Raw genomic sequence first — 26,781 nt, 5'->3', positions numbered from 1 at the left:
AAGCGTTCCTGCCGGCCCCACGGAGAGGCCGGCAGGAAGGTGCTCAGAGCGGCTTCAGGCCCGCCTCGATCTCTCGGCGGCGGCCTTCGAGGAAGGGCGGCAGCGAGAGGCGCTCGCCGAGCGTCGCCTGCGGCTCATCGGCCGAGAAGCCGGGCGCGTCTGTGGCGAGTTCGAACAGCACGCCGTTGGGCTCGCGGAAATAGAGGCTGCGGAAATAGTAGCGGTCCACGGGGCCGGACGAGGGCACGCCCAGTTCGTTGAGCCGCGCGTTCCACCCCTCGTAATCCTCGAAGGTCGGCACGCGGAAGGCCACGTGATGCACGCCGCCCGCCCCCGGCCGCGCCGGGCCGAGCTTGGGATCGACCCGCACATGCAGTTCCGCATCCGGGCCGCCCTGCGCCATCTCATAGACGTGGGTGGTCGCGCCGGAGGCATCGGTGAAGCTGCGCACCTGCCGCATGTTAAGCAGAATGGTGAGCACGGCATCCGTGGGCTTCAGGTCCGGCACGCTGAGCGTGATCGGGCCGAGGCCGCGGATCTGGTGCGCCTCCGGCACCGGGCTCTTCGCCCACGGCACGCCGGGGCCCTGGCCGTTGTCCGCAACGAGGCTGAGGCGCTGGCCTTCCTTATCCTCGAAATCGAGGGTCGGACGGTTGTCCCGCAGCACGATCTCGTCCTGCGTCACGCCGAGTTCCTTCAGGCGCTCCTGCCAATAGCCGAGCGCCGCCTCGTCGCGCACCCGCAGGCCGGTGCGAGCGACCGTATGGTTGCCGCGCCGCTCCCGGCCCACCGGCCAATCGAAGAAGGTGATGTCGGTGCCGGGATTGCCTTCCCCGTCCGCATAGAAGAGGTGATAGGCGGACGTATCGTCCTGGTTCACCGTCTTCTTCACGAGGCGCATGCCCAGCGCCTTGGTGTAGAAATCGTGATTATAGACCGCGTCGGCGGAGACGGCGGTCAGATGGTGGAAGCCGGTCAGTTCAAGGCCTGTGGTCTGCATGTGATCCTCCGGGAGGCGAGCCTCCGGGCCACCGGCCAGCCGCAACATGCGGCCGGCGGGGCCAGTCTCGTGCCGGTTCCGCTCTGGGGCGGCCCGGCTTCGTCCTCATAAGTAGGGCGGATGCGCCTTGCAGGAAAGACAATGGAGATGGCGGAGCGACAATGGATAATTGCGTATATGCAATGACCTAGGACTAGGGCCGCCGCTGCACAGGCCCCTTGCACGGGGGGCGCTTGTCCGCGCCCGCGCCCGCCGCTAGAGCCATGCGCCATGTCCTATGCGGTGAAAGAGATCTTCAAGACCCTCCAGGGCGAGGGGGCGCAGGCCGGCCGTGCGGCCGTCTTCTGCCGTTTTGCCGGCTGCAACCTGTGGTCCGGCCGCGAGGAGGATCGCGCCTCGGCCATCTGCCGCTTCTGCGACACGGATTTCGTCGGCATGGACGGCGAAGGTGGCGGGCGCTTTGCCGATGCGCCAAGCCTTGCCGCGACCATCGCCCGGACCTGGGGCGAGAAGGGCGCCGGCGGTCGACCCTATGTGGTGTTCACCGGCGGCGAGCCCCTGCTCCAGCTCGATGCTGCGCTGATTGAGGCCGTCCATGCGGAAGGCTTCGAGATCGCCATCGAGACCAACGGCACCCTCCCCGCCCCCGCCGGCATCGACTGGATCTGCGTCAGCCCCAAGGCCGGCGCGGAAATCGTGCAGCGCACGGGCAGCGAGCTGAAGCTCGTCTATCCGCAGCCGGAGGTGCCGCCCGAAGCGGTGGCCGGCCTCACCTTCGAGCACTATTTCCTTCAGCCCATGGACGGGCCGGCGCGGATCGAGAACACGCAGGCGGTGATCGCTTATTGCCTCGCCCATCCGCAATGGCGCCTGAGCCTCCAGACCCATAAGATCACCGGCATTCCGTGAAAGCGCGCCCCATGAAGATCACCCAGGCCTTCACCTTCGAGGCGGCCCACCGCCTGCCCAACGTGCCGCAGACGCACCGCTGCTTCCGCATGCACGGCCATTCCTACCGGGTGGAACTGGTGCTGGACGGCGACGTCGATCCGCATACCGGCTTCGTGGTGGACTTCTTCGACGTGGAAGCCGCCTTCGGCCCGGTGCTGAAGCGGCTCGACCATTATTGCCTGAACGAGATCGAGGGGCTGGAGAACCCCACGGCCGAGCACATCGCCATCTGGATCTGGGAGCGCACCAAGCCGCTGCTGGCGCAGCTGGCCACCGTGCGCGTGTTCGAGACCCCGCTCTCGTGGGCGGAGTATGAGGGCCGCTGAGCCCATCCCTGATCTGCCAGCGTGACGAAAAGACGGGTGGCGCTCAGGCGGAGCCGCGCCTATCCTTCAAGGCTGACGCGCAACGGACGGCAATGAGGGACACCCATGTTCCTGGACGTGCCCAGCCAGTGGCCCCCGCAAGACCCGCCCCCTGAACCGCCCAAGGCGCGGTTCTCGCCCAAGGAGGAGAAGTTCCTCCTGTGGGTGGTCGCTCTCAATGTGCTCGGCCTCTTCATCGCCCCGGTGGGCGGCTTCACCATTCTCAATGCGGTGCGGGCACTCTTCGGCCCCTGACCGGCACCCCGAGGATGCCTGAGGCACCCTCGGAAATCGGATGAGGATAACGCTATTTCTCGCGCAAATCCAAAACCTTAACCCTATTTCTTGAAGCTCTCCGCAAAGGCGGAAAAGGCCTTCAGCTGACCGGCGATGAAGTCGCGGGTACCGGCGTCGGTGAGGCTGCCGTCCTCCACCAGCGTCTGCACCTTGCCGACCATCACCTCGGGCACGTTGAAGACCCGGCCGTCGAGGAAGACGAGGATCTGGCGCAGATGATACTGCGCCCGCGCGCCGCCGAGGACGCCCTGCGAGGCCGACTGGATCAGCACCGGCTTCCCGGCAACGGGCTTGCCCGGCAGGCGGGACACCCAGTCGATGGCGTTCTTCAGGCCACCCGGCACGGAATAATTGTATTCCGGCGTCACGATGATGAGGCCGTCCGCCTTGGCGATGCGCGCGCCGGTGTCCTCCACCACGGCCGGAAAACCTTCCGCCTGAAGATCGGCATCATAGATGGGGAATTGCGCCACGGAGGGCAGGATGTCGATGCTCGTGCCCGCAGGCGCGAGTTCCGCCAGCGCCCGCGCGATCGCGGCGTTGTAGGATCCCTTGCGCACGCTACCCACCCACACAGCCCAATTTGCCATGATGTTTCTCCGATGTGATGGCTCGGGAGGTGGACGCCGCGCCGGATGACGGGTTCCCTCTCCATCGCTCCATGCTAAAGCCGGTCCCGTACTGAACCATGACCAGGCCTGAGCTTTGCCGTCGTTCAAGGTTTTGTGATCCGCCCGAGGGGCGTCTGACGGAGGGGCGGGAGCGCCGGACCATGCTGGAAGACTACGACCTCTTCATCACCCAGTTCGTGACGCTCTATGCCCTCCTGGAGCCCATCGGCCACCTGTCGCTCTTCCTCGCCCTCACCGGCGAGCACAGCAAGGCGGACCGCCTCCGGCTCGCCATTCTGAGCCCGCTGTTCGCCTTCGCCGTCTTGTCCTTCTTCGCCTTGGCGGGGCAGACGCTGCTGAATGCGATGAACGTCTCGATCCTGTCTTTCCAGATCGCCGGCGGCATCATCCTCTTCAGCTTCTCCCTGTCGATGATCTTCGGCGAGGCGAAGAAGCCGAGCGGCGTGCCCGAGGAGAAGAACCTGATCTCGCAGGCCATCTATCCCCTGGCGACGCCCACCATCGCAGGGCCCGGCGCCATCCTGTCCGTGGTCCTGCTGGCGGACAACAATCGCGGCAGCCTCATCGCCCAGAGCATGACCGTTCTGGCGGTGGCGAGCATGATGCTGCTGCTGATGGGCGCCTTCCTCGCGGGCGACATCATCACCCGCCTCATCGGCAGCGGCGGGACGAACCTCGTCCGCCGGGTGATGGGCATCCTCATCGCCGCGCTGTCGGTAGATCTGGTGCTGAGCGCGCTGGCCAAATGGCTGCACCTGCCGCCCATCTGAGCGGAAGCGTCAGCTGGCGGTCCAGCGGTTGCGGACATAGGCGGCGGCGAACGGCATCACGTCGGCGGTCAGGTCCGCCTCATGGCGCACCACGCGGATGCCGGACAGTTCCGGCTCCGCCTCCTGCGCGAGGCGCGCGCGAATGACCTCCGCCACCGCTTCGCCCTCGTCCGCCAGCACAAGAGGGCGCAGCACCGCCGCCCGGCGACCATCAAGCACCAGCGTCCAGCCGCCGTCGCGGGCGATGTCGGCCCGCGTGAGGCCGGTCTCCTCCGCCAGCTCCCGCCAGAGGCTCGCTTCGAAATCCACCCGGCGGTCGGGTGTCACGTCGGAGAGATCGGGCGTGCCGCAGGGGAAATAGACACGGCCCGCCGCCGCCGTCCAGGGCGCCATGACGCCGAGCAGGAACGCCCCGTCCGCGCCCTCAAGAGCCGCGGCGGCAAAGGCGTTATAGACATTGAACTCAGGCTTCCAGCCGTGATCGCGCCACCAGAGGAAGCTGGCAAAATCCACCTCGATGAAGCGGCCGACGAGCGTCTCGCCCTCCACCTCCAGATGCCGCATCACGAGCACACGCCCGTTCCAGATCTGCGGCGTGGCCGCCTGGCGGACCGCGAAGTGCGCGTCGATGGCGGAGCGATGGCGCTCCGCCTCGGTCCAGATCCCCGGCTCGACCCGAAGGTCGAGCCGGGAGACCGGATGGACGCTGACCGTCCCCGTATCGCCGTCTGCGCTCACGCAGCCGTGCCGAGGGTCGGATAGTCGGTGTAGCCGGTCGCCCCGCCGCCATAGAGCGTGTCGCGGTTCAGCTCGTTCAGCGGCGCGCCGCGCTTGAGGCGCTCCACAAGGTCGGGATTGGAGATGAAGGGACGGCCGAAGGCGATGAGGTCCGCCTTGCCTTCCGCCAGCACCGTCTCGGCCAGAGCCTTGTCATAGCCGTTGTTGGTCATCCAGGTGCCATCGAAGCGCTTGTGCAGGGCCTCGAAATCAAAGTCGGGCGCCACATCGCGCGGGCCGCCCGTGGCGCCCTCGACCACGTGGATATAGACCGGCTTCAGCCCGTTCAGCTTCTCGACCACGTAATTGAACAGGGCCTGCGGATTGCTGTCCGTCAGGTCGTTGGCGGGGGTTACGGGCGAGAGACGGATGCCGACGCGGTTGGCGCCGATCTCCTTGATGACCGCCTCCATCACTTCCAGCAGGAGCCGGGCGCGGTTCTCGATGGAGCCGCCATAGGCGTCCGTGCGCTTGTTGGCGCCGTCGCGGAGGAACTGGTCGAGGAGATAGCCGTTCGCGGCGTGGATCTCGATGCCGTCAAAGCCGGCCTCGATGGCGTTGGCGGCAGCCTTGCGATAGTCCTCGACGATGCCGGGAAGCTCGGACAACTCAAGCGCGCGCGGCTCGGAGACGTCGGTGAAGGCGTTGTTCACGAAGGTCTTGCCGTTGGCACGGATGGCGGAGGGCGCCACCGGAGCCTTGCCGCCGGGCTGGAGCGAGGTGTGGGAGATGCGGCCCACGTGCCAGGCCTGCAGGAAGATGCGGCCGCCGGCGTCATGCACGGCCTTCGTCACCTTCTTCCAGCCGGCGATCTGCTCGGGGGAATGGATGCCGGGGGTGTCCTGATAGCCTTGGCCCTCCGGCGAAATCTGGCTCGCCTCGGAGATGATGAGGCCGGCGCTGGCGCGCTGGGCGTAATATTGGGCGGTGAGATCCGTGGCGATGTTGCCGGGCGCGGCGCGGTTGCGCGTCAGCGGCGCCATGACAATGCGGTTGGAGAGCGTGATGTCGCCAAGGCGGTAGGGCTCGAAGAGAGACGCTGTCATCGGAGACCTTTCTGGGATCGGCGTGTCGGCGGCAGGCAGCAGAGTGGGCGTCGCGCAACAGGCCGGACAGGTGGGTTGCAATGCACAACACATAGAGTGCCGACGGACCGTTCCAAGGGTAGCGCCCCCAGAAAAGCTGTGCCTTCACGGCACAGGCCCGTTGCGCGCCGGGAAACGGCGGCGTGCCCCAAACCCCTGTCCTTGCGGCAGGATCAGACGTGCAGCGTGCCCTCGGCGATGACGATGGCCGAGCCGCCGATGGTCGCCTGGGCCACCGCGCCGCCCTTCACCGTGAAGGCGAGATTGATGCGGCTGGGGCGCCCCATCTCCACGCCCTGGTCGATGCGGACACGATGGTGGCCGTCCACGCGTGCCTCCGCATCCATGAGCACCGAAGGGAAGGCAGCGGCGGCGGCACCGGTGGCGGGATCTTCGAGCGAGCCGATGCCGGGCGAGAACATGCGGGAGCGGAAATCCGCGTCGCCCTCATCGTCCAGCGTGTAGAGATACATGGCCTCGCCATAGGCGCCGAGATTGCGGATGAAGGCGCTCTCGTCCGGCCGCGCGCGGGCAAGCGCGGTGAGGTTGGCCACCGGCACGAAGAGGAAGGGCACGCCGGCGGTCGCCACCACCGGTCGATGCGCGTCGAAGCCGATGTCCGCCACTTCCAGCGACAGGGCATCGGCGCACTCGCGCTTCGACACTTCCGTCTCTTCCAGCGTGCTGGCGCGCGGCACCACGAAGGTGGAGGTGCCGCGGCGGCTGCCGGTGCCATCGGTCGCCACCTCGCACTTCACGATGCCGATCGCCTCCTCGAGCGCCATGGCCCCGGCTGAGCCGCCTTCCAGCGCCAGCGCGATGGAGGCGCCGACGGTGGGATGGCCAGCGAAGGGGAGTTCGTGGGCGGTGGTGAAGATGCGGATGCGGGCGCGGTTCGCCGGATCCTTGGGCGGCAGGATGAACACCGTCTCCGAGAGGTTGAACTCGCGGGTGATGTGCTGCATGGACGCCTCGTCCAGCCCGTCCGAATTCAGCACCACCGCCAGCGGGTTGCCGCCAAGGGCGCGGTCGGTGAAGACGTCGAGGATGAGATAGCGGCGCGACATGGGCGGGTGTCCGTCGGTTGCAGGCGGTGGGCGCGGCAATCTTGACCTTAAATCGCCTCGGCCGTGAAGACGTGACTTGGGCGTACGAACTCGTCCTGCGCCGCCACCAGCAGCAGTTCGCGGGAGCCCTCCGCATGGGTGCGCGAGAGCAGGCCATAGATGGAGGACGCCGCCGCCCCCAGTGCCAGTGCCGTCGAGCCCGAGCGCTTCCAGTGGAAGAAGAACAGGGCAGCGATCGCATCACCCGCGCCGTTGAGGCTCACATCCAGCCGGGGCGTACGCACGAGGAAGCGCCCATCGGGACCGGAGGCCATGAGATCGATGGAATGGTCCGGGGTCTCGGCAGTCTGGAGACTGGTCACGAGGATGACCTTGGGCCCCGTTGCGTGCAGCACGTCGCAGGCAGCGACGGCCTCCGCGCGGGTGCCGGCAGCACGGCCGGAGAGCAGCTCCAGCTCGAACTGGTTGGGCGTGATCACCTCGGCGGCGGGCACCGCCTGATCGCGCATGAATTCGGGAATGCCCGGCCGCACGAAGACGCCACGGCCCACGTCGCCGATCACCGGATCGCAGCAATAATCGGCCCGCGGATTGGCCGCCCGCACCTTGGCCACCGCATCGAGGATGGCCGCCCCGATGTCCGCCGAGCCCATGTAGCCGGAGAGCACGCCGTCGCAGCGGCCAAGCTGGCCGCGCTCGGCGATGCCGTCCACCAGATCGCCGATGACATTGGCCTCGAACACCTGGCCGCGCCAGGCGCCATAGCCCGTGTGATTGGAGAACTGCACCGTGTGGATGGGCCACACCTCGACGCCGAGCCGCTGGAGGGGGAAGACGGCGGAGGCATTTCCCACATGCCCGTAGGCCACGTGGGACTGAATGGAGAGCAGGTTCATGGTGCGGCCACGCGGAGGGGAACTCTGCCGCGCCGGTTAGCGCGTCACAGCAGCCGGCACAAATGGAATCTGCTGATGGCGGGCAGCGCTTTTCCTGATGGACCGGTCAGGCGGGCGGCACGGGAGAGAGTTCCCGTCGGGAAATGAAGGCGACGACGCGGCGCGGGACCAAACGGATGGCGAAGACGAGCAGCTTGTTCACCGGCCCCGGCACCGCAAGGCGGCGCCCGGCCATCATCGCCTCATAGCCAGTGCGGGCGACGCCTGCGGCATCGGCCACCGGCCCCTTGAAGACGCGGGTGCTGCTCATGCTGGCGCGGCGGGCAAAGCCGGTCTCCGTGGGGCCGGGACACAGGCAGGTGACGGTGACGCCGCTGCCGCTGACCTCTTCGGCCAGCGCCTCGGACAGGCTCAGCACATAGGCCTTCGTGGCGGCATAGACCGCCGCGAACGGTCCCGGCGCAAAGCTCGCCGTTGACCCCACATTGAGGATGCGGCCCGCCTTGCGTTTCAGCATGCCGGGCAGCACCGCCTTGGCGAGCATGGTGAGCGCGGTCACATTGGTGGCGATCATCGCCACCTCGTCGGAGGGGCGGCTCTCGACGAAGGGGCCATAACCGCCGAAGCCCGCATTGTTGACGAGAATGTCGGGCGCAACATGCGCGGCGTATTCGCACAACTCGTCCATGCCATCGGCATCGGCGAGATCCACCGCGCGCAATTCCAGCGCGACATCCGGCCACTCCGCGCGGAGCTTGGCGGCGGCATCCTCCAGCCGCGAGGGATCGCGCGAGACGAGCAGCAGCCGGTAGCCGTCCCGCGCCAGCAGCCGCGCCAGCTCGAAGCCGATGCCGGTGCTGGCGCCGGTGACCAGGGCGCAGGGGCGGCTGTCAGCCGTCGCTGCGCCGCGCCGCCCGCCTTGCGATGAAGGCATCGAATTCCTCCCGGTCCTTGGCCCGCTTGAGGTCGTAGAGGAAATCCTCGAACGCCCCCTGCTCTGCCGCAAGCTGGCGCCGCTCTTCCTCAAGGCGGCGCAGTTCATCCGCCTTATAGGCTTCGAACGCGACATTTCCGGTATCGCGGGAAAGCGGGCCGAAACGCAAGGCCGCCGGCCGTTCCACGCCTTGGCGGCGCAGCTTCTTGTAAAGCAGCATCGCAAGGCCGAGCGGCCAGAAGACGATGAAGCCGGCCACCATCGCCGCGATCTCCCAGCCCTTCCAGCGCGACCGGAAGTCCGACGCGTCCGGCGCGAAACTGCATCTGCTCATGACCTCTCCTTAGGCGTCAAATGTGAATGTTATTTACATTAACATTTCGCTTCACCAATTCAAGGGCCAGGTGGGATGGCGATCAGTCGGATCTGGCACCCTTCAGAATGCCGCTGACGCCCGCCACCAGCGCGGCGTGGGCTTCGGCCTCATCGAGATGGCCGGACGCGGCAAGGGTCGCGGCGCCATGGGCCAGCGCCCAGATGGAGAGGATGGCGCCTTGCGGCAGGCGCTCGACACCCGCCGCCTGACCGGCGGAGGCCGCGAGAAGCGCGAAGGCCCGTCCGCCCTGCGCCGTCTCCCGCCCCGGAGGGCAGACGGTGAACATGGCGCCGTAGAGCCCCGGCTCCCGGCGGGCGAAGGCGAGATAGGCGTCGCCCACCCGCAGGAAGGCGCTCGCGGGGTCCGGCGCGCCGTCGCCGAATGCCTGCGCCAGCTCGTCCGCGAACTGCGCAAAGCCCCGCTCGGCCAGAGCGGCCATGAGCGCGTCACGGTCCTTGAAATGCCGGTAGGGCGCCGCAGGAGAAACGCCGGCCCGGCGCGAGGCTTCCGCGAGCGTCACACCCGCCGGACCTTCGGTCGCGACCAGATCGCGCGCCGCGTCCAGCAGCGCGTCCTTGAGGTTGCCGTGATGATAGCCCCGGCGCGGGGGCGTGCGCTCCGTCATGCACCCATGCATAGCGCAAACGGCCATGGGTGCCACAGGGGCGTGACGGGACAAGGGTCGGGTTCGTTGCCGTCATGCACCGGCAGCAGGGATCGCGCCGGGCGTCCCCGGCACTCACATCCTGCCCTTCATGTCACCCTTGCCGCCATGGGCGCATCGTGCAACGTCCGGTCGAGCTTCCGCTGACTGCGTCGTGATCCGTGCCCCGTCTCTCTTCCTCCCTTCTCCTCGCCCTTCCCCTCTGCCTCGCTGCCGGTGCCGCCGTGGCCGCGCCCGCCTGCTATGCGCCTTCGGCCCTCAAGGCCGTGCCGGGCGAGGAGAAGGTCCAGCCCCACACCTCCAGCGGCAACACGCTGGCCGAGCGTCTCCTGCCGCCCGTGCGGCCGGTGGCAGGGGCGCTGGCCGGTTCCATCCGGCGGGTGAACCTGCCGGCGGGCGTGAAGATGGTAGCCCTCACCTTCGACCTGTGCGAGGCCTCCAGCGAGGTCTCCGGCTATGACGGCGCGCTGGTGGATTATCTGCGCGACCAGAACGTCCAAGCCACGTTCTTCGCCGGCGGCAAATGGGCGGTGAGCCATCCCGAGCGGGCGTCCCAGATCATCGCCGATCCGCTGTTCGAAGTGGGCAACCACACCTGGTCCCACGCCAACATGACGGTGACCACCGGCACCACCATGCAGCGGCAGGTGGATGATGCCGACATGGCCATCGCCGCCCGCCGCGCGGGGGCGCAGGCCGCCGGCTGCAACGTCGCGGATGTGCCGGAGCGCACCACCCTCTTCCGCTTTCCCTATGGCTCGTGCTCCGCCGATTCCATGGCCTATGTGAACGAGACCGGCCATCTGGCCATCCAGTGGGACGTGGATTCCGGCGACCCCGCCTTCCTCGGCGCGAAATTCATGGCCGAGGCCATGCTCAAAGCCATCAAGCCCGGCTCCATCGTGCTCATGCACGCCAACGGGCGCGGCAAGCACACGGCGGAAGCCCTGCGCATCCTCATTCCGGCGCTCAAGGCCAAGGGGTACCAGTTCGCCACCGTGAGCCAGCTCATCGCCGCCGGCACGCCGGTGATCGCCGCCACCTGCTATTCCGAGCGCCCCGGCGACACCAAGGTCTATGACGATGCCGCACGCGCCGGCCGCCGCATCCTGCCGACGCAGTAGGGGCGAGCGGTCAGATCGATCGTTCGCTATGACTATCAGCCGAGAGCGCGATTCCGGCCGCCGGGCCGGACGCCCCGACCGCCAGAGGACCGTCCGCCATGCTGCTCGCCCGCAACCTGTTTGAAGACATCCGCGCTGAACGCCTGACGCCCCGCGACGTGCTGGAGCTCTGTGCCGTCGCCATCGCCGAGCAGGAAGCGGACGTGCACGCCTTCGCCGCCCTCGACCTCGACCGCGCACGCACCGCCGCCGAGGCGCCGGGGCTCGCTCGCACGCCCCTCGCCGGCCTGCCGGTGGGCATCAAGGACGTGATCGACACCGCCGACCTGCCGACCGCCTATGGCACGGAGGCCTTCGCCGGCAACCAGCCGCGCACGGACGCCGCCGTGGTGCGGCAGGTGAAGCGCGCGGGCGGGATCATTCCCGGCAAGACCGTCACCACCGAGCTCGCCTTCCTGCGGCCCTCCATCACCAAGAACCCGCGCCGGCTCACCCACACGCCCGGCGGCTCCTCGGCGGGCTCGGCGGCGGCTGTGGCGGCGGGCATGCTGCCGCTGGCGCTCGGCACACAGACCGGCGGCTCCGTGCTGCGGCCCGCCTCGTTCTGCGGCGTCACGGGCTACAAGCCCACGTTCCGCCTCATCCCCACCGTGGGCATGAAGGTCTTCTCCTGGCATCTCGACACCATCGGCCTGTTCGGCGCGCGGGTGGCGGACGTCGCCTACGGGGCCGCCGCCATCACCGGGCGCGACCTCGATCTGGCGGATGCCGACATCGGACCGGCGCGATTCGCCGTGGTGCGCACCGCCCGTGCGCATCTGGCGGATGCCGCATCCCACGCCGCCCTCGACAGCGCCATTGCGGCCCTCGCCAAGGCTGGCGCCGACGTGCGCGAGATCGCGCTGCCCGAGGAGATCGAGGCGGCCGACGCCATTCACCCTGTCATCCAGGACTATGAAGGCTGGCACGCGCTCGCCGACGAATATGACAACGGCCTCCTGTCTCCGCTGCTGCGCGGGCATCTGGAGGCGGCAGCCGCCATCACGCCGGATGCTTATGACGAGGCGCGCCGCACCGCCAAGCGCGCGCGCCAGCGCCTCGGCGACCTGTTCGCCGATTGTGACGCCTTGCTCACCTTCGCGGCACCCGGCGAGGCACCGGAGGGTTTTGCCACCACCGGATCGGCCATGTTCAACCGCCTGTGGACGCTGATGGGCACGCCCTGCGTCAGCGTGCCCGGCCTCCTCGGCCCCAGCGGCCTGCCGGTGGGCGTGCAGGTGGTGGGCCGCTTCGGCCGCGACCGCCGCACGCTGGCCGCAGCCGCCTTCCTGGAGCGGGCGCTCGCGGCACGCTGAACCGCACCGCGTTCCGTTGGGGAAATCTTGCCACGTTCCGGAAAATCCAGCGACCGTGGGGACATGCCGCGCCGCACCCGCCGACAGGGCGCGGCGCAGCATCGATAGTTGTTGCCGCGCCTCGGTTCTTTGCTACGCTTGCCTCGGGAGGTCGCCCTTGTTCCGTTGCCGAGCGGAGAACCAGAGCGTCTTCGTTCCGGATGAATGCGCCTTCGTGTCCGCACCACGAGGATGACGCGCCCGGGGCGCAGGCACCGAAGGCAGCGGGCCGCGAAAAAGACTCAGAACACGCGGATGGGACCAGACCCCGCGGCGCCGGAGAGCCGTTCCTCTCCGGCGCCGCTTCCTTTTCAGCCGCCCGATGCGCTGCCCGTCTGTGACACACACCCGCCACACGACACGCCTTTCCCTCCGCACATGCTGAGCCGACCCAAGAGGCTGCAAGGGGTCGTGACCGTCACATGATTGTTGCGCGCCGCCGCTAATGGGGAAGTCACTATCCTCATCGGAGCGGCTCCATGCTCGTGATCGACGGCCTGACATGCCAGTTCGGCTCAAAGACGGCGGTGTCAGACGTGAATCTGGAAATCGGCCAGGGCGCCTTCATCGGCGTCATCGGCCGGTCCGGAGCAGGCAAGTCGACGCTGCTGCGCATGATCAACCGCCTGCAGGACCCGACGGGCGGCCGCATCCTCTTCGAGGGGCGCGACGTGACCGGCCTGCGCGGTCAGGACCTGCGCCTGTGGCGGGCCCGCGCCGCCATGATCTTCCAGCAGTTCAATCTGGTCGGGCGCCTAGACGTGCTCACCAACGTGCTGATGGGCCGCCTCGCGGAAATGCCGGCATGGCGCGCGCTCACCAAGAGCTGGAGCGCCGACGACAAGGCCATGGCGCTCTCCGCCCTTGAACAGTTCGACATCGCCAATCTGGCCGCCCAGCGCGCCGACAGCCTCTCCGGGGGCCAGCAGCAGCGCGTGGCCATCGCCCGCGCCATGGTGCAGGCGCCGCGCCTCATCCTGGCGGACGAGCCCATCGCCTCGCTGGACCCGCGCAACACCAAGGTGGTGATGGACGCGCTCCTGCGCATCAACAAGCATTTCGGCATCACCGTCCTGTGCAACCTGCACTCCCTTGAGCTGGCGCGCACCTATTGCGACCGGCTGGTGGGCATGGCGGGTGGCAAGGTGGTGTTCGACGGCGTGCCCTCGCAGCTTACGCCGGCTGTCGCCCACGATCTCTACGGCCTCGAGGCCGGCGAGGTCATGGATCTTGAGATTCCCGCCGCCTCCGGGGCCCATGCCCCTGCGGCCCTGCCGGCCACGGCCGCGCCCTCGCACCACTGATCCGGTCCGGCCGCCTGGCCGGGCGCGTGCGTACCCGCAAGCTTCTCCGCCCGTGCGTCGCAGCCTTCCGGCTCCGGCCGCGCGCGGTTCTGCCTGCTCATGCCTTTGCTCAAGGAGATGACCATGATCACCCGTCGCAGCCTGATCGCGGCCGCCGCCGCGCTCACCCTGACCACCAGCGCCGCCGGCGCGCAGGAGTGGAAGAAGCAGTATCCCGAGCTCACCTTCGCGGTGATCCCGGCCGAGAACGCCTCCGCCACCACCGACATCTACACCCCCTTCGCCGAATATCTCTCCAAGGAGATCGGCGTGCCGGTGAAGCTGCGCATCGCCAATGACTATGCGGCCGTCATTGAGGCCCAGCGTACCGGCAGCGCCCAGATCGCCTTCTACGGCCCGGCCTCCTACGCCCGCGCCGTCATCACCGGCGTGAAGATCGACCCGCTGGTGGTGCAGCGCCACAACACCGGCCTCACCGGCTATTATTCGGTGATCTGGGTGCGCGCGGACAGCCCGTACAAGGAGCTGAAGGATCTCAAGGGCAAGACCATCGCCCTCGTCGATCCCAACTCCACCTCGGGCAACCAGGCTCCCCGCTATTTCCTGAACAAGGAAGGCGCCTCGGTGGACAGCTTCTTCGGCAAGTCGGTCTATGCCGGCAGCCACGACAATGCCGTCCTCGCGGTGGCCCAGGGCACGGCGGACGCCGCCGCCAACGCCTGGAACTCCGAGACCGACAACTACCTGATCCGCCTGATGAACCGCGGCCTGCTCAAGACCGCCGACGGCAAGCCGCTGACGGAAAAGGACTTCCGCATCGTCTTCAAGTCGGACTTCCTGCCCGAGGGCCCGTTCGCGGTGCTCGATTCCCTTCCCGCCGACCTGAAGGCCAAGATCAAGCAGGCCTTCCTCGACGCCCCGAAGAAGGACAAGGCCGCCTTCGACAAGCTCTCCGGCGGCAAGGACATCGAGTTCGCGCCGATCTCGGCCAAGGACTATGACGGCATCATCGGCATGGTGAAGTACAACGACGATCAGCGGAAGCGCTCCTGATCGTTCGCTGATCACGGCGGGGGCCGCGTGCCCCCGCCGTTTTCGTATCTCGACCGACCGCTCCCGTCAGGCACGCCCATGTCCGCCACCGTTCCCAGCCTGCCGCCGGCCCAGGCAGCGGCTCTCGCTGCCGCCTATGACGCCGCGACGGCGAAGGCCCGCCTGCGCAGTCTTCTGGTTGCCGTGGTGGTGGCCGCGCTCGCTCTCCTCGCCGCATGGTTCGCCGAGGTGAAACCGGGCGCCCTGAAGGACATTGCGCACTTCACCGATTATCTCGCCAAGACCATCCCGACCATTTCCGCCGAGACCCCGCGGGCGGATATCGTCGCATGGTACTGGGACCTGAAGAACTGGGCGCGCCTTCTGGGCGAGACCATCCTGATGGCCTATCTCGGCACGCTGTTCGGCGCCATCGGCGGCTTCGTGCTGTGCTTCCTCGCCTCCGCGAACCTCGTGCGCAACAAGGCGGTGATCTTCCTCACCCGCCGCTTCCTCGAATTCTGCCGCACCGTCCCGGACGTGGTGTTCGCGCTGATCTTCGTCTTCGCCTTCGGCCTCGGGCCGGTGCCGGGCGTGCTCGCCATCTCCATCCACACCGCCGGCGCGCTGGGCAAGCTGTTCGCCGAGGTGGTGGAGAATATCGACATGAAGCCCGTGGAGGGCCTCACCGCCACCGGCGCCACATGGGTGCAGCGGGTGCGCTTCGGCGTGGTGCCGCAGGTGCTCTCGAACTTCGCCTCCTACGGCCTGCTGCGCTTCGAGATCAACGTGCGCGGCGCGGGCGTGCTGGGCTTCGTGGGTGCCGGCGGCATCGGCCAGGAATTCCTGACCGCGATCCGCAATTTCTACTACACGGACGTAAGCGCCATCCTGCTGATGATCATCGCCACGGTGATCCTCATCGACCTTGGCACCGAGCGCATCCGCCACCGCCTGCTCTTTCAGGATCAGCGCCAGTGACCGCCACCTCCCCCACCGCGCCGCGCCCGGTGCTTGAAACCGATGTCGCGGCCATGCGCGCGCGCTATCCGGACGCCTTCCGAGCCCATCCCGCGCGGCGACTGAAGACGGCAGCCTTCATCGGCATCATCGTCGGCATCGCGCTCTTCGCGCTCTGGGCGCTGGACTTCTCGCCCCAGCGCATCTGGCAGGGGCTGAGCCGCCTCGGCCTCTTCTTCTCGCTGCTGTTCCCGCCCGATGCGCACGGCCGCCTGCCGGCCTTCATGAAGGCGCTTGGCGAGACGCTGGCCATCGCCTTCCTGGGCACCCTCACCGCCGCCCTCGTCGCCTTCCCGGTGGCCTTCCTCGCGGCCAAGAACGTGGTGCCGAACATCTTCGTCCACTTCTCGCTGCGTCGGGTGTTCGATGTCTCGCGCTCGGTGGACACGCTCATCTGGGCACTCATGTGGATCAATGTGGTGGGTCTCGGCCCCTTCGCCGGCGCGCTCGCCATCGCCTGCGCGGATTTCGGCGCCTTCGGCAAGCTGTTCTCGGAGGCCATCGAGGCGGCGGACCGCAAACCGGTGGAGGGCGTGCTCGCCTCGGGCGGCAGCGGGCTCCACCGCGTGCGCTTCGCGCTGGTGCCGCAGATCCTGCCGGTGATCGCCAGCCAGATCCTCTATTTCTTCGAATCCAACACCCGCTCGGCCACCATCATCGGCATCGTCGGGGCGGGCGGCATCGGCGGCTATCTCACGGAGCTGATCCGCACGCTGGAAATGAGCCAGGTGTGCGTGATCATCATCATGATCCTGATCACCGTGGCGGTGATCGACTTCGTGTCCTCGCGCCTGCGCTTCGCCATCATCGGCCGCAAGCCCGCCAGCGCTTGATAAGGACGGCACTGGCTGGCCGCGCGACACTTTGGCGGCTGCCTCCTATTCCCCGCTGAATATATCTTTCCCCCAAACAGGGGGCAGCGATGAAGATCAGCGCGCGCAATCAGATCAAGGGCAAGGTGGTCTCGGTGGACCACGGGCCGATCTCCGGCAAGGTGACCATCGACATCGGCAACGGCAATGTCCTCGTTTCGCACATCACCGATGACGCGGTGCGGGAACTGGACCTGAAGGTGGGCGACGACGTGGTCGCCATCATCAAATCCTCCAGCATTCTCGTCGGCAAGTAGGCCCTGCCCGTCCTCAGGCGGGCTCGAGCACCACCTTCACATCGGCGGGCTTGGCCCAGTACGGCGCCGACGTCACCAGAATGTCGGCACCCGCGGCAGCATAGGCTGCGGCATTGCCGGCATTGACGCCGCCGGCCGCCGCCACCTTCACGGCGATGCCCGCCGCCCGCACCAAAGCCACCACTTCGGCAATGCCCTCGGGCGCCATCTTCTCGCACTGGAGAATGTCGGGTGCCGCCGGCAGGATGGCCTCGACACCCTCCAGCGTGTCCACCTCCACCACCACGCGCTTTTCCGGCGCCTCCCGCTTCAACCGGGCGAGGGCGGCGAGCGTGTCGGGCAGGAAGGCGCGATGCTCGGGGAAGACCAGCACGGTCTCCGACAGCCCGAGGCGGTGGGGCAGCGCACCGCCGGCCTTGATGGCCTCGATCATCGCCGCCTTCACGCCCGGAAAGGTTTTCCGCGTGGTGACGACGGCGATGTGAGGACTGACCGCGCGGGCCGCCTCCACCAGCGCCGCGGTGGCAGTGGCGATGCCGGAGAGATATTCCACCAGCGTCTGCGACACCTTCCAGCCCCGGTGCAGCGCGCCAGCGGGGCCTTCCGCCCGCAGCAGCACCGTGCCGGCCTCCACCCGCGCCCCGGTCGCGCTCTGAAGCTCCGCCGCGCCGCCCGCCGCCCGGATGAGCTGCGCCGCCGCCTCAACGCCCGCGACGACACCCGCCTGCCGCAGGCGGAACACCATGCGTGCCGGCGCGCTGCCGATGCCAAGCAGGTCCGTGGTCAGGTCGCCATAGGGCACGTCTTCGGCCAAAAGAGCCGCGATCTTCTCCGGCGACCACATGTCAGAACTCCCGCACTCGGTACGCGACAAGGCGACTGCTGATCAGGCGCCGACCAATGGACCGACCTCAAAGCCGGCCGGCACCCATGCCAAGGTTTTCATTCCCGCGGCCCCGGCACAAGGCTCTTTGCGTCGCTCCTCGCCGCGGCCCATCTCAATGGGCCACGCCCTCGAGGCCGAGGCGGAAGGTCTCCATGGAGGCGACCGCATCGAGTGTCGCATCCGCGATACGCTGCCCCCGTGGCCCGAAGCCCAGCCAGCTCGGCTCCCCCTCCCCCCGTGGATCGACCTCCGCCAGCCGCAGGTCCGCCGGCACCTCGACGCCGCTGCGCACCAGACCGCGCAGCCGCCCCTCCAGGGAGGCGCAAACCGGAATGTCGCCGCACGCGCCGATCACCTCGCCCTGCGCGACCCGGTCACCGATGGCTCGGGAGGTGGTCCAGATGCCGGCGAGCGGCGCGCGGGAGAAGCGCTCGCGGCCAACCCCACCCAACTCGGACGCTATACCGTCCGCACCCCGCGTGCTGCCTTCCCGCAGCACCCCGATCGCATCGGGGGCCGTCTCGACGGCAACATCCACATTGCGCCCGGCCGTGAAGCCCGGCCCGAGCCCGATGGAGAGGCGCGCATAAGGCCGGATATCCACCTTGAGGCCGCGCATGCGCATGCGCGCATCCACCAGCAGATCGATGAGGCCGAGGCAGAGCAGGTCCCCCAGTTCCAGCGCAGTCACCATGACGCCGCTGCGTTCCGTGAACCCTCGCAGCACTTCCACCAGCGCGTGGGCCGGACGGGCGGAGAGGCCCATCACCTCGGAGAAGCCGGTGACGAGCGCATCATCGAAGCTCATGCTCCGGCGCAGCACCGGCTGGGCCGGATCGCGGGAGAGCACGACGCCGTAGCCGGCATGGAACAGGCGGTGCGCGACGGCCGAGGCCACATCCTGCGTGCCCAGCACGACGGCCACCGGTGCGCGCCGCTGCGGAGTGAACTGGTTTTCGCTGCGCATGTCTGTCCAAGCCTCGTGGCCGTGCATCACCATCTGCGAGCCGGGGCGGTCCGCAGCGCGGGTCGGGCGAATTGTGCTCCGGCGGGACGCCGCAGGCGCTGCGGCTCAAGCGACTTTCGTGCCAGTTGGTGGAAAGCCGTTAACCACCCGGCTGCCCGCGCGAAAAACTCCGCGGCTGCACGCTCCGTTTGCATCGCCGCGGGCGGACGGCGGGTTCCCGACAGTCAGGGCGGGCCGGGGCGGTGCGGCCGATGTCGGAAAGCCGACAGAACAGGGCTGTCGCAAAGATGCAGTTTGGAATCAGAAGCATTTTGCAACGCAACAGCCGTGGCATACGCCTTGCTTGACAGACGTCGACAGCGGCGCGGCCCGACGACGATGGCCCGCCTGCGTGAGCGATCACGGAGACAGATATGCTCGGCATCGGCAGCACCCTTCCCGCCTTCTCGGTCACCGGCGTGAAGCCCGGCTTCAACCTCCACGAGGAGAACGGGCAGTCCGCCTTCGAGACGGTCACGGAAGCGAGCTTCCCCGGTAAGTGGAAGATCATTTTCTTCTATCCGAAGGACTTCACCTTCGTCTGCCCGACCGAAATCGCGGAATTCGCGCGCCTTGCGGGCGATTTCGCCGACCGCGACGCCGTGGTGCTCGGCGGCTCGACGGACAATGAGTTCGTGAAGCTCGCCTGGCGGCGCGACCACAAGGACCTCAACCGCCTGCCCATCTGGTCGTTCGCCGACACCAACGGCTCGCTGGTGGATGGACTCGGCGTGCGCTCACCCGATGGCGTCGCCTATCGCTACACCTTCATCGTCGATCCCGACAATGTGGTGCAGCACGTCTATGCGACCAACCTCAATGTCGGCCGCAATCCGAAGGACACGCTGCGCGTGCTCGACGCCCTGCAGACGGACGAACTGTGCCCCTGCAACCGCGAGGTCGGCGGCGACGTGCTGAAGGTGGCCTGAGCGGATGAGCATCGAGGCGCTCAAGACCCAGCTTCCCGCTTTTGCGAAGGACGTGAAGCTCAACCTTTCCGCCCTGCCGCGGGAGGACAGCCTGACCGAACAGCAGCTCTACGGGCTGCTGGTCGCCTGCGGCTACACCACGCGCAACGGCACGGTCGCGCAGGCACTGGAGGCAGAGGCCGCCCCCCACCTTTCGCCGGCCGCGCTCGACGCGGCGAAGGCGGCGGCCTCCATCATGGCCATGAACAACGTCTACTATCGATTTACGCATCTGGCCTCCAACAAGGCCTATGAGACCCTGCCGGCGAAGCTCCGCATGAGCGTCATCGGCAATCCCGGCGTGGACAAGGTGGACTTCGAACTCTGGTCGCTCGCCGTCTCGGCCATGAACGGATGCGGCCGCTGCATCGATGCCCATGAGGCGGTGCTGCGCGAGGCGGGCCTCAGCGAGGCCCAGATCCAGACGGCGGTGCGCGTCGGCGCCATCATCGCCTCCGCCGCGGTGGCCCTCGAGGCCGCCGGCGCGGGTTTTCCGGAAGCTGCGGAATAAGCGCGGCCCTGCCTCCGTCCCCGCCGCCAGGGCTTCGGGGACGGATACCTTCAAAATTTGATCCAGATCAAAGCCGTCCGTTGTCTCCGCGGTTTCCATTATAACAATTCCATTAAATCGACGGCCCGGCACACGAGGCCGCTTCAGGGAACACCGACAGGAGGCTGATCCCTCGCAGCCGCTTTTGCGGCAGGGAGCATGCCAATGACCGACGCCTTCCAGGTCCGCGTACCTCGGGTTTCGTCGAGCACCGCCGGAGACATCGCCGCGTCATCCATCACCACGCGGGGCGCGCTGCCGCGCCCGGGAGGGATGCCTGTGTCCATGTCGCGGGGGACCTCGCCCGAGGTGGCACTCATCGGGGTCTATGAGATATCGAAGATCCTGACGGCGCCCCGGCGCCTCGAAGTCACGCTCGCCAATGTGGTGAACGTGCTCTCCTCCATGCTGCAGATGCGGCATGGCATGATCTGCATCCTCGACAGCGAGGGCGATCCCGACATGGTGGCCACCACCGGCTGGACGCCTGAGATGGCGGGCCAGATCCGCGCGCATGTGCCCCAGAAGGCCATCGACCAGATCGTCGCCACGCAGATGCCGCTGGTGGTGCAGGACGTGACGGCCGATCCGCTCTTCGCCGGTCACGAGGATCTGTTCGGCCCGCCTGAGGAGGCCACCGTCTCCTTCATCGGCGTGCCGATCAAGGCCGACCACCATGTGATGGGCACCCTCTCCATCGACCGCATCTGGGACGGCACCGCCCGTTTCCGCTTCGACGAGGACGTGCGCTTCCTCACCATGGTGGCCAATCTCGTCGGCCAGACCGTGCGCCTGCACAAGCTGGTGGCGAGCGACCGCGACCGGCTGATCGCCCAGACGCACCGCCTCGAAAAGGCGCTGCGGGAAGAAAAATCCGGGGCCGAGCCGGAGGTGGCCGAGGCCGCCAACGGATCCGCCATGGGCATCGTGGGCGATAGCCCGCTGGTGAAACGCCTGATCGCGACCGCGCAAGTGGTCGCCCGCTCAAACTCCACCGTGCTGCTGCGCGGGGAGAGCGGCACCGGCAAGGAGTTGTTCGCCCGTGCCATCCACGAACTGTCGCCCCGCAAGGGCAAGCCCTTCGTGAAGGTGAACTGCGCCGCCCTCCCGGAATCGGTGCTGGAATCGGAACTGTTCGGCCATGAGAAGGGCGCCTTCACCGGTGCGCTGAACATGCGCCAGGGCCGCTTCGAGCTGGCGCACGGCGGCACGCTCTTCCTTGACGAGATCGGCGAGATCACCCCCGCTTTCCAGGCCAAGCTGCTGCGCGTGCTGCAGGAAGGCGAGTTCGAGCGGGTCGGCGGCAATCGCACGCTGAAGGTGGATGTGCGGCTCGTGTGCGCCACCAACAAGAATCTGGAAGAGGCGGTCTCCAAGGGCGAGTTCCGGGCCGATCTCTACTACCGCATCCATGTGGTGCCGCTGATCCTGCCGCCGCTGCGCGAACGGCCGGGCGACATTCCCAAGCTCGCGAAGAACTTCCTCGACCGCTTCAACAAGGAAAACAAGCTCCACATGATGCTCTCGGCGCCGGCCATCGACGTGCTGCGGCGCTGCTATTTCCCGGGCAACGTGCGCGAGCTGGAGAACTGTATCCGGCGGACGGCAACGCTCGCCCACGATGCCGTCATCACCCCCCATGACTTCGCCTGCGACAGCGGCCAGTGCCTCTCGGCCATGCTCTGGAAGGGCTCGGCCCCGAAGCCTGTGATGCCGCACGTGCCGCCGGCGCCCACGCCGCTGACTCCGCTCTCCCCTGCTCCGCTCGCGACCGCAGCGCCCGCTGCGGCGAGCCCGGCGCCGGCGGCCGACAGCCTGCCGGTCACTTGCCCCGGCACCGAGGCCTGTCCCGCGGTGCCCCCCCGCCAGAGCGAAAAGGAGCAGTTGCTCCAGGCCATGGAGCGCTCCGGCTGGGTGCAGGCGAAGGCCGCGCGCCTCCTCAACCTCACGCCGCGCCAGGTGGGTTATGCGCTGCGCAAATATGACATCGACATCAAGCGCTTCTGAACCACGGGGCGGAGCTTGCTCCGCCCTGTCCCGTCCGGCCGCCGATCGCGGCGCCCGCGGGAAAGCGCCGGGCCGTTTTATGGGAGCCCCCCTCCCATGAGCGGTGAGCACACGGCACCGGAGCCCGCCGCGCCGCCGGATCCGCCGGGAAGCTTCGAGGCGCTGGACTGGCAGGGACGCCCCGTGCGCTGCGAGGATTGCCCGCACGAGGACATTCAGGCCATCGGCCGCTGCGATCTCGGCAAGGTCTGCGTGGCCGACCGGCGTACCCGTCGGATCGACCGCTTCTTCGCCCGCAATCCGGAACTGGCGGCGCGTTATCTGACCCATCCCTACTCCGAGGTACGGCTGCTCGCCGCCAAGCATGCCAGCGTGTTCCTGCTGCCGCCGCTGAAGGCGGACACGGAACCGGACGTGCGGGTGATGGTGGCCTACCGCCTGCCGCTCGCCCGCATCACCGACATGCGCGACGATCCGGATCCGCGTGTGCGCATGGCGGTTGCGCACCGGCTGGAGGGCCGGATGCTGGTCGCCATGCTGGGGGATGCGGATTATCGGGTGCGGGTGGTGGCGGCCCGGCGGGCGCCGCCGGAATCGCTCATCATGGCGCTCTATGATCCCGACATCGAGGTCCGGCGCGAAGTCGCCCGGCGCGTGCCGCTCCCCAATCTCGTCACCATGGCAGCGGATGCGGACCCTCTGGTGCGCGTCACGGTGGCCGAACGGCTGCCGCCCGAGCGGCTCACCGTGCTGATGCGCGATGCCGACATGCGCGTGCGCTTCGCCGTCGCCGAGCGGCTGCCGCTGGCCCATCTCGCAGGCATGGCAGAGGACGAGGTGGCGGCCATCCGGGATCTGGCACTGGCGCGGCTGAATGCCCCCACTTGAGGCGACACCGGGACCGGCGACCTCCGACGGACACGAACGGTGAAACCGGGCCTGCCGGCGCGTTCGCCGCCAGGTCGAACGACGACAGCATGGCCCGGTCTCACCGAGGAGAGCGGAGCGGCCGGAGGATCGTGGCCGATCCGTCTCTCGTCTCGTACCGCCATCCGGCGGTCTTGCCGGCGCACATGGGCGGACACCAGAAGGGAGGCGCGGGGCCGCGCCCCCACGGTCCCGCGCCGACGCGTGGCTTCCTCAGGCGAAGAAACTGCGCGCCTTGATCAGGGCCTCCGCCAGCGCATCCACATCGCCGCGCGTGTTGTAGAGGGCGAAGGAGGCGCGGCAGGTGGCGGCGACACCGAAGCGCTCCAGCAGCGGCATGGCGCAATGGGTGCCGGCGCGCACCGCCACGCCGGAGCGGTCGATCACCGTCGCGACGTCATGGGCGTGCGTATTCTCCAGAGAGAAGGAGATGAGCGCCCCCTTCTCCGCCGCCGTGCCATAGACTTTGAGGCCGGAAATTTCCGACAGGCGCTCCTGCGCATAGGCCAAGAGATCCGCCTCATGGGCCTGGATGCGCGCCTTGCCGAGGGAGGCCATGTAATCCAGCGCCGCGCCGAGCCCCGCCGCCTGCACGATGGGCGGAGTGCCCGCCTCAAAGCGATGGGGCGGCGCGCCATAGGTGACGGTGTCGCGCGACACCTCGCGGATCATCTCCCCGCCGCCATTGAACGGCGGCAGCCCGGCGAGCATCTCCGCCTTGCCGTAGAGTGCCCCAATGCCCGTCGGCCCATAGAGCTTGTGGCCGGTGATGATATAGAAATCGCAATCGATGTCCTGCACGTCCACGTCCATATGGACGCTGGCCTGCGACCCATCCACCAGCACCGGGATGCCCCGGGCATGGGCGCGGCGCACCACCTCCTTCACCGGCACCACCGTGCCGAGCACGTTGGACATCTGGGTGATGGCGACAAGCTTGGTGCGCTCGGTGAGCAGGGCCTCGAATTCGTCGAGGAGGAAGTTGCCCTCGTCGTCCACCGGCGCCCATTTCAGCACCGCGCCCTGCCGCTCGCGCAGGAAATGCCAGGGCACCACATTGGCGTGGTGCTCCATGATGGAGAGCACGATCTCATCGCCCGCGCCAACGCGCGTGCGGCCGAAAGTGTGGGCCACGAGGTTGATGGCCTCCGTCGCACCCTTGGTGAAGATGATCTCTTCCGTGCTCGGCGCATTGAGGAAGGCGCGCACCTTCTCGCGGGCGCCCTCATAAGCCTCGGTCGCTGCATTGGCGAGATAATGCAGGCCCCGGTGCACGTTGGAATATTCCGACGCATAGACCTGCGTGATGCGGTCCAGCACCTGCTGCGGCTTCTGGGCGGACGCTGCATTGTCCAGATAGATCAGCGGCTTGCCATAGACGCTGAGGCCGAGGATGGGGAAATCCGCGCGCACGCGCGCCACGTCATAGGCCTCCCCGGTCACCGCCGGATGGGCGGGCACGGTCGGGGGCGTGACGGAAGGATGCATGTTCATGCGCCGCGCGCCTCCAGCCAGCTCACCGTTGCGGCGGTCAACGCCTCGCGGACGCCCTCGTGCGCGATGCCGTCCAGCACCTCGCCGATGAAGGCCTGGATCAGCAGCGCCTCCGCCTCCTTGGCGGGAATGCCGCGGGCCTTCAGATAGAATTTCAGCTGCTCATCCAGCGTGCCCACGGTGGCGCCATGGCCGCACTGGACATCATCGGCGAAGATTTCCAGCTCCGGCTTGGAATAGGCCTCGGCCTCCTCGGAGAGCAGCAGGGCGCGCGACATCATCCGCGCGTCCGTCTGCTGCGCCGCCTGCTCCACTGTGATGCGGCCCTGGAAGGCTGCTTCGGCCTTGTCGTCCACTACCGCCTTGAACACTTCGCGGCTGGTGCTGCCCGGCGCTGCGTGGGTCAAGAAGAGCGCCGTGTCCGCATGCTGCTTGCCGCAGAGCAGGCTCGCGCCGGCAAGGTTCAGCTCTGTCGTCTCGCCGACCAAGCGCACATAGAGCTGGTTGCGCACCGTGGCGCCGCCGAGGGTGAAGCCGCACGAGCCGAAACGCGCCTGCGCCCCGACACTCGCGACCAGACTGCCCACATGGAGAACGGCGCTGCCCTCGCCCGTCACCTTCACATGATCGAGCTGTGCCTTGTCACCCACCAGCAGGCCGAGTGCGACATTCACCTGATGCTCGACGCCGGCCTTCGCCTCATGGGTCTCCACCAGTGCCAGCTGCGCCTCAGCGCCCAGCACAACGCGCGAACGGCTGAAGACGGCTTGCGGCGCATCGCCAGTGGTGATGAAGGCCACATGGATCGGCCGCGTGACAACCGCGCCCGGCGCGACGCCGATGAAGACGCCATCCCGAGCGAAGGCGGCATTGAGCGCCAGCGCGGGCTCCACGTCCGGCAATGCGTCGCGCAAGGAGTCCGGCAGCAGCGGCCCGTCCTCGCCGAACACCTCCGCCATGGGGCGGATGGTAAGGCCGGGTTCGAGATCCGCCAGATCGGACAGCTCCGGCGCCAAGCTGCCATCCACCACCACGAGCCGCCGCAGGCCAAGGCCCGCCAGCAGCGCGCCGGCAGAGGCCGCCTCAGCCTTGGCGGCGGCATCCGGCAGCGGCGCAAGCGGCTTGGCGTCGCGCATCAGGCGGCGCAGGTCGGTATATTTCCAGGCTTCCACGCGCCGGTGCGGCAGCCCCACCCGGTTGAAGGCCTCGAAGGCGGCGAGGCGCGCGGCGGAAACGCCCGGCCCGCCCGGCAGGGTCGGTTGAGCCGCCGCGAAAGCGCTGATCAGCCCCTGTTCGGCTTCGGTCTTGATGGCGACGGGCGCGTTCATCACGCCGCCTCGCTCTGCTGATACTGCGCATAGCCGGTAGCTTCGAGCTGGAGGGCCAGATCCTTGCCGCCGGTTTCCACGATGCGGCCCGCCGCCAGCACGTGCACCACGTCGGGCACGATGTAATCGAGCAGGCGCTGGTAGTGGGTGATGACGATCATCCCCCGCTCAGCGGCGCGCAGCTGGTTGACGCCATTCGCCACCACCTTCAGCGCGTCGATGTCGAGGCCGGAGTCGGTCTCGTCCAGCACGCACAGGCGCGGCTCCAGCAGCGCCATCTGAAGGGTCTCGTTGCGCTTCTTCTCGCCACCGGAGAAGCCGACATTCACCGGCCGGCGCAGCATGTCCGGATCGATGCCGAGCTTCTTCGACAGCTCGCGCACCTTCTTCATGAAATCGGGCGAGGACAATTCCTCCTCGCCCCGCTTGCGGCGCTGGGCATTGAGCGCCGTGCGCAGGAAGGTGAGGGTCGCGACGCCGGGGATTTCCAGCGGATACTGGAAGGCGAGGAAAAGGCCCTTGGCGGCCCGCTCGTCCGCCTCCATGGCCAGGAGATCCTCGCCATTGAGGAAGACCTCGCCGCCGGTGATCTCATAGCCCGGCTTGCCGGAAAGCACATAAGAGAGCGTGGACTTGCCCGCTCCGTTCGGCCCCATGATGGCGTGGATCTCGCCCGCATTCACGGTGAGGTTCAGCCCGTTGAGGATCTGGCGCCCGGCCACTTCGGCCTTGAGGTCGCGGATTTCCAGGAGAGCGGTCATCACGAAGTCCTCGCCTTGCAATTGGAGAAGCGACAGG

Annotated in this window: 29 protein-coding genes; 15 read left to right on the top strand and 14 right to left on the bottom strand. The window is 68.0% G+C overall.

Translation table 11 applies throughout. From position 1 onward, the window contains the following. Positions 1-43: 43 nt before the first annotated feature. Complete coding sequence (locus AZC_RS05495) at positions 44-1,000, bottom strand: ring-cleaving dioxygenase (RefSeq protein ID WP_012169604.1); 957 nt, start codon at positions 998-1,000, stop codon at positions 44-46. Positions 1,001-1,270: 270 nt separating this feature from the next. Here AZC_RS05495 and queE point away from each other — a divergent pair, with 270 nt between their 5' ends. The 3 genes from queE to AZC_RS05480 all read left to right on the top strand — a co-directional run bounded on the left by queE (position 1,271) and on the right by AZC_RS05480 (position 2,571). Further along, positions 1,271-1,909: a 7-carboxy-7-deazaguanine synthase gene (gene queE / locus AZC_RS05490; RefSeq protein ID WP_012169603.1), complete on the top strand. Its 639-nt coding sequence runs from the start codon at positions 1,271-1,273 to the stop codon at positions 1,907-1,909. Between the two features lie 11 nt (positions 1,910-1,920). After that, on the top strand, positions 1,921-2,277 hold the full coding sequence (gene queD / locus AZC_RS05485; RefSeq protein WP_012169602.1) for a 6-carboxytetrahydropterin synthase QueD: 357 nt from the start codon (positions 1,921-1,923) through the stop codon (positions 2,275-2,277). A 105-nt stretch (positions 2,278-2,382) separates the two neighbouring features. Beyond that, a complete protein-coding gene (locus AZC_RS05480; protein WP_012169601.1) occupies positions 2,383-2,571 on the top strand; it encodes a hypothetical protein in 189 nt (62 codons plus the stop codon). Between the two features lie 83 nt (positions 2,572-2,654). Here AZC_RS05480 and AZC_RS05475 read toward each other — a convergent pair whose 3' ends face one another. Continuing rightward, the gene (locus tag AZC_RS05475; protein ID WP_043878936.1) at positions 2,655-3,203 is read right to left on the bottom strand and encodes an NADPH-dependent FMN reductase; all 549 of its coding nucleotides are present in this window, start codon (positions 3,201-3,203) and stop codon (positions 2,655-2,657) included. Between the two features lie 182 nt (positions 3,204-3,385). Between AZC_RS05475 and AZC_RS05470 the strand changes: the two genes are divergently transcribed. Beyond that, positions 3,386-4,015 (top strand): MarC family protein, encoded by a 630-nt coding sequence (locus AZC_RS05470; protein WP_012169599.1) that lies wholly within the window; start codon positions 3,386-3,388, stop codon positions 4,013-4,015. Positions 4,016-4,024: 9 nt separating this feature from the next. On the opposite strand, the gene AZC_RS05465 is transcribed toward AZC_RS05470, so the two are convergent. The 7 genes from AZC_RS05465 to AZC_RS05435 form a co-directional block, all read right to left on the bottom strand. Next, on the bottom strand, positions 4,025-4,753 hold the full coding sequence (locus AZC_RS05465) for a hypothetical protein (RefSeq protein ID WP_012169598.1): 729 nt from the start codon (positions 4,751-4,753) through the stop codon (positions 4,025-4,027). After that, positions 4,750-5,838, bottom strand: coding sequence for an alkene reductase (locus AZC_RS05460; protein ID WP_012169597.1), 1,089 nt, complete (start codon positions 5,836-5,838; stop codon positions 4,750-4,752). The genes AZC_RS05465 and AZC_RS05460 overlap by 4 nt, the downstream gene beginning before the upstream one ends. Before the next feature lie 212 nt (positions 5,839-6,050). Then, positions 6,051-6,944, bottom strand: coding sequence for a PhzF family phenazine biosynthesis protein (locus AZC_RS05455; protein WP_012169596.1), 894 nt, complete (start codon positions 6,942-6,944; stop codon positions 6,051-6,053). Positions 6,945-6,991: 47 nt separating this feature from the next. Continuing rightward, positions 6,992-7,840, bottom strand: a complete 849-nt coding sequence (gene pdxY / locus AZC_RS05450) for a pyridoxal kinase PdxY (RefSeq protein WP_012169595.1) — start codon at positions 7,838-7,840, stop codon at positions 6,992-6,994. Positions 7,841-7,946: 106 nt separating this feature from the next. Beyond that, entirely contained in the window at positions 7,947-8,774 is an 828-nt protein-coding gene (locus AZC_RS05445) for an SDR family NAD(P)-dependent oxidoreductase (RefSeq protein ID WP_043878935.1), read from the bottom strand. Continuing rightward, positions 8,731-9,108 carry a DUF2852 domain-containing protein gene (locus AZC_RS05440; protein ID WP_043878934.1) on the bottom strand — a complete coding sequence of 126 codons (378 nt, stop codon included), beginning with the start codon at positions 9,106-9,108 and terminating at the stop codon, positions 8,731-8,733. The genes AZC_RS05445 and AZC_RS05440 overlap by 44 nt, the downstream gene beginning before the upstream one ends. Positions 9,109-9,190: 82 nt before the next feature. After that, on the bottom strand, positions 9,191-9,775 hold the full coding sequence (locus AZC_RS05435; protein WP_052285865.1) for a TetR/AcrR family transcriptional regulator: 585 nt from the start codon (positions 9,773-9,775) through the stop codon (positions 9,191-9,193). Positions 9,776-9,975: 200 nt separating this feature from the next. Between AZC_RS05435 and AZC_RS05430 the strand changes: the two genes are divergently transcribed. The 7 genes from AZC_RS05430 to AZC_RS05400 all read left to right on the top strand — a co-directional run bounded on the left by AZC_RS05430 (position 9,976) and on the right by AZC_RS05400 (position 16,817). Further along, the gene (locus AZC_RS05430) at positions 9,976-10,938 is read left to right on the top strand and encodes a polysaccharide deacetylase family protein (RefSeq protein ID WP_012169591.1); all 963 of its coding nucleotides are present in this window, start codon (positions 9,976-9,978) and stop codon (positions 10,936-10,938) included. A 98-nt stretch (positions 10,939-11,036) separates the two neighbouring features. Beyond that, positions 11,037-12,293 carry an amidase gene (locus tag AZC_RS05425; protein ID WP_012169590.1) on the top strand — a complete coding sequence of 419 codons (1,257 nt, stop codon included), beginning with the start codon at positions 11,037-11,039 and terminating at the stop codon, positions 12,291-12,293. A gap of 518 nt (positions 12,294-12,811) precedes the next feature. Beyond that, entirely contained in the window at positions 12,812-13,636 is an 825-nt protein-coding gene (gene phnC, locus AZC_RS05420) for a phosphonate ABC transporter ATP-binding protein (RefSeq protein WP_012169589.1), read from the top strand. A gap of 123 nt (positions 13,637-13,759) precedes the next feature. Further along, positions 13,760-14,689, top strand: a complete 930-nt coding sequence (phnD, locus tag AZC_RS05415) for a phosphonate ABC transporter substrate-binding protein (RefSeq protein ID WP_012169588.1) — start codon at positions 13,760-13,762, stop codon at positions 14,687-14,689. Between the two features lie 78 nt (positions 14,690-14,767). Further along, positions 14,768-15,649, top strand: a complete 882-nt coding sequence (phnE, locus tag AZC_RS05410; protein WP_012169587.1) for a phosphonate ABC transporter, permease protein PhnE — start codon at positions 14,768-14,770, stop codon at positions 15,647-15,649. 53 nt (positions 15,650-15,702) lie between these two features. Further along, entirely contained in the window at positions 15,703-16,521 is an 819-nt protein-coding gene (gene phnE / locus AZC_RS05405; RefSeq protein ID WP_043880039.1) for a phosphonate ABC transporter, permease protein PhnE, read from the top strand. Between the two features lie 89 nt (positions 16,522-16,610). After that, positions 16,611-16,817 (top strand): TOBE domain-containing protein, encoded by a 207-nt coding sequence (locus tag AZC_RS05400; RefSeq protein ID WP_012169585.1) that lies wholly within the window; start codon positions 16,611-16,613, stop codon positions 16,815-16,817. A gap of 13 nt (positions 16,818-16,830) precedes the next feature. Here AZC_RS05400 and modD read toward each other — a convergent pair whose 3' ends face one another. Both modD and AZC_RS05390 read right to left on the bottom strand, forming a co-directional pair. Further along, on the bottom strand, positions 16,831-17,661 hold the full coding sequence (modD, locus tag AZC_RS05395) for a ModD protein (RefSeq protein ID WP_043878933.1): 831 nt from the start codon (positions 17,659-17,661) through the stop codon (positions 16,831-16,833). A gap of 154 nt (positions 17,662-17,815) precedes the next feature. Continuing rightward, positions 17,816-18,670 (bottom strand): hypothetical protein, encoded by an 855-nt coding sequence (locus AZC_RS05390; protein WP_043880038.1) that lies wholly within the window; start codon positions 18,668-18,670, stop codon positions 17,816-17,818. A 413-nt stretch (positions 18,671-19,083) separates the two neighbouring features. Between AZC_RS05390 and AZC_RS05385 the strand changes: the two genes are divergently transcribed. The 4 genes from AZC_RS05385 (at position 19,084) to AZC_RS05370 (ending at position 23,122) form a co-directional block, all read left to right on the top strand. Then, on the top strand, positions 19,084-19,638 hold the full coding sequence (locus tag AZC_RS05385; RefSeq protein WP_012169582.1) for a peroxiredoxin: 555 nt from the start codon (positions 19,084-19,086) through the stop codon (positions 19,636-19,638). Between the two features lie 4 nt (positions 19,639-19,642). Continuing rightward, complete coding sequence (locus AZC_RS05380; RefSeq protein WP_012169581.1) at positions 19,643-20,188, top strand: carboxymuconolactone decarboxylase family protein; 546 nt, start codon at positions 19,643-19,645, stop codon at positions 20,186-20,188. 198 nt (positions 20,189-20,386) lie between these two features. Further along, entirely contained in the window at positions 20,387-22,234 is a 1,848-nt protein-coding gene (gene nifA, locus AZC_RS05375; protein ID WP_012169580.1) for a nif-specific transcriptional activator NifA, read from the top strand. A 96-nt stretch (positions 22,235-22,330) separates the two neighbouring features. Continuing rightward, positions 22,331-23,122 carry a 4Fe4S-binding leucine-rich repeat protein gene (locus AZC_RS05370; protein WP_043878931.1) on the top strand — a complete coding sequence of 264 codons (792 nt, stop codon included), beginning with the start codon at positions 22,331-22,333 and terminating at the stop codon, positions 23,120-23,122. A 252-nt stretch (positions 23,123-23,374) separates the two neighbouring features. On the opposite strand, the gene AZC_RS05365 is transcribed toward AZC_RS05370, so the two are convergent. Genes AZC_RS05365 through sufC form a run of 3 tightly spaced genes read right to left on the bottom strand, consistent with a single transcriptional unit; the run spans position 23,375 to position 26,744 of the window. Then, positions 23,375-24,655 carry a cysteine desulfurase gene (locus AZC_RS05365; RefSeq protein ID WP_012169578.1) on the bottom strand — a complete coding sequence of 427 codons (1,281 nt, stop codon included), beginning with the start codon at positions 24,653-24,655 and terminating at the stop codon, positions 23,375-23,377. Beyond that, positions 24,652-25,983 (bottom strand): Fe-S cluster assembly protein SufD, encoded by a 1,332-nt coding sequence (gene sufD / locus AZC_RS05360; RefSeq protein ID WP_043878930.1) that lies wholly within the window; start codon positions 25,981-25,983, stop codon positions 24,652-24,654. The genes AZC_RS05365 and sufD overlap by 4 nt, the downstream gene beginning before the upstream one ends. Beyond that, positions 25,983-26,744 (bottom strand): Fe-S cluster assembly ATPase SufC, encoded by a 762-nt coding sequence (gene sufC / locus AZC_RS05355; RefSeq protein ID WP_043878929.1) that lies wholly within the window; start codon positions 26,742-26,744, stop codon positions 25,983-25,985. Before sufC ends, sufD begins: the two co-directional genes overlap by 1 nt. Positions 26,745-26,781 lie beyond the last annotated feature (37 nt).

The sequence above is a fragment of the Azorhizobium caulinodans ORS 571 genome (assembly GCF_000010525.1).
Lineage (GTDB): Bacteria > Pseudomonadota > Alphaproteobacteria > Rhizobiales > Xanthobacteraceae > Azorhizobium > Azorhizobium caulinodans.
This window is presented reverse-complemented; position numbering and strand designations above follow the sequence as displayed.

Coding starts and splice junctions, on each gene's coding strand:
- AZC_RS05495 (WP_012169604.1), bottom strand. CDS start 1,000: ATGCAGACCACAGGCCTTGAACTGACCGGCTTCCACCATCTGACCGCC.
- queE (WP_012169603.1), top strand. CDS start 1,271: ATGTCCTATGCGGTGAAAGAGATCTTCAAGACCCTCCAGGGCGAGGGG.
- queD (WP_012169602.1), top strand. CDS start 1,921: ATGAAGATCACCCAGGCCTTCACCTTCGAGGCGGCCCACCGCCTGCCC.
- AZC_RS05480 (WP_012169601.1), top strand. CDS start 2,383: ATGTTCCTGGACGTGCCCAGCCAGTGGCCCCCGCAAGACCCGCCCCCT.
- AZC_RS05475 (WP_043878936.1), bottom strand. CDS start 3,203: ATGGCAAATTGGGCTGTGTGGGTGGGTAGCGTGCGCAAGGGATCCTAC.
- AZC_RS05470 (WP_012169599.1), top strand. CDS start 3,386: ATGCTGGAAGACTACGACCTCTTCATCACCCAGTTCGTGACGCTCTAT.
- AZC_RS05460 (WP_012169597.1), bottom strand. CDS start 5,838: ATGACAGCGTCTCTCTTCGAGCCCTACCGCCTTGGCGACATCACGCTC.
- AZC_RS05455 (WP_012169596.1), bottom strand. CDS start 6,944: ATGTCGCGCCGCTATCTCATCCTCGACGTCTTCACCGACCGCGCCCTT.
- pdxY (WP_012169595.1), bottom strand. CDS start 7,840: ATGAACCTGCTCTCCATTCAGTCCCACGTGGCCTACGGGCATGTGGGA.
- AZC_RS05445 (WP_043878935.1), bottom strand. CDS start 8,774: ATGCCTTCATCGCAAGGCGGGCGGCGCGGCGCAGCGACGGCTGACAGC.
- AZC_RS05440 (WP_043878934.1), bottom strand. CDS start 9,108: ATGAGCAGATGCAGTTTCGCGCCGGACGCGTCGGACTTCCGGTCGCGC.
- AZC_RS05435 (WP_052285865.1), bottom strand. CDS start 9,775: ATGACGGAGCGCACGCCCCCGCGCCGGGGCTATCATCACGGCAACCTC.
- AZC_RS05425 (WP_012169590.1), top strand. CDS start 11,037: ATGCTGCTCGCCCGCAACCTGTTTGAAGACATCCGCGCTGAACGCCTG.
- phnC (WP_012169589.1), top strand. CDS start 12,812: ATGCTCGTGATCGACGGCCTGACATGCCAGTTCGGCTCAAAGACGGCG.
- phnD (WP_012169588.1), top strand. CDS start 13,760: ATGATCACCCGTCGCAGCCTGATCGCGGCCGCCGCCGCGCTCACCCTG.
- phnE (WP_012169587.1), top strand. CDS start 14,768: ATGTCCGCCACCGTTCCCAGCCTGCCGCCGGCCCAGGCAGCGGCTCTC.
- phnE (WP_043880039.1), top strand. CDS start 15,703: ATGCGCGCGCGCTATCCGGACGCCTTCCGAGCCCATCCCGCGCGGCGA.
- AZC_RS05400 (WP_012169585.1), top strand. CDS start 16,611: ATGAAGATCAGCGCGCGCAATCAGATCAAGGGCAAGGTGGTCTCGGTG.
- modD (WP_043878933.1), bottom strand. CDS start 17,661: ATGTGGTCGCCGGAGAAGATCGCGGCTCTTTTGGCCGAAGACGTGCCC.
- AZC_RS05390 (WP_043880038.1), bottom strand. CDS start 18,670: ATGCGCAGCGAAAACCAGTTCACTCCGCAGCGGCGCGCACCGGTGGCC.
- AZC_RS05385 (WP_012169582.1), top strand. CDS start 19,084: ATGCTCGGCATCGGCAGCACCCTTCCCGCCTTCTCGGTCACCGGCGTG.
- AZC_RS05380 (WP_012169581.1), top strand. CDS start 19,643: ATGAGCATCGAGGCGCTCAAGACCCAGCTTCCCGCTTTTGCGAAGGAC.
- nifA (WP_012169580.1), top strand. CDS start 20,387: ATGCCAATGACCGACGCCTTCCAGGTCCGCGTACCTCGGGTTTCGTCG.
- AZC_RS05370 (WP_043878931.1), top strand. CDS start 22,331: ATGAGCGGTGAGCACACGGCACCGGAGCCCGCCGCGCCGCCGGATCCG.
- AZC_RS05365 (WP_012169578.1), bottom strand. CDS start 24,655: ATGAACATGCATCCTTCCGTCACGCCCCCGACCGTGCCCGCCCATCCG.
- sufD (WP_043878930.1), bottom strand. CDS start 25,983: ATGAACGCGCCCGTCGCCATCAAGACCGAAGCCGAACAGGGGCTGATC.
- sufC (WP_043878929.1), bottom strand. CDS start 26,744: ATGACCGCTCTCCTGGAAATCCGCGACCTCAAGGCCGAAGTGGCCGGG.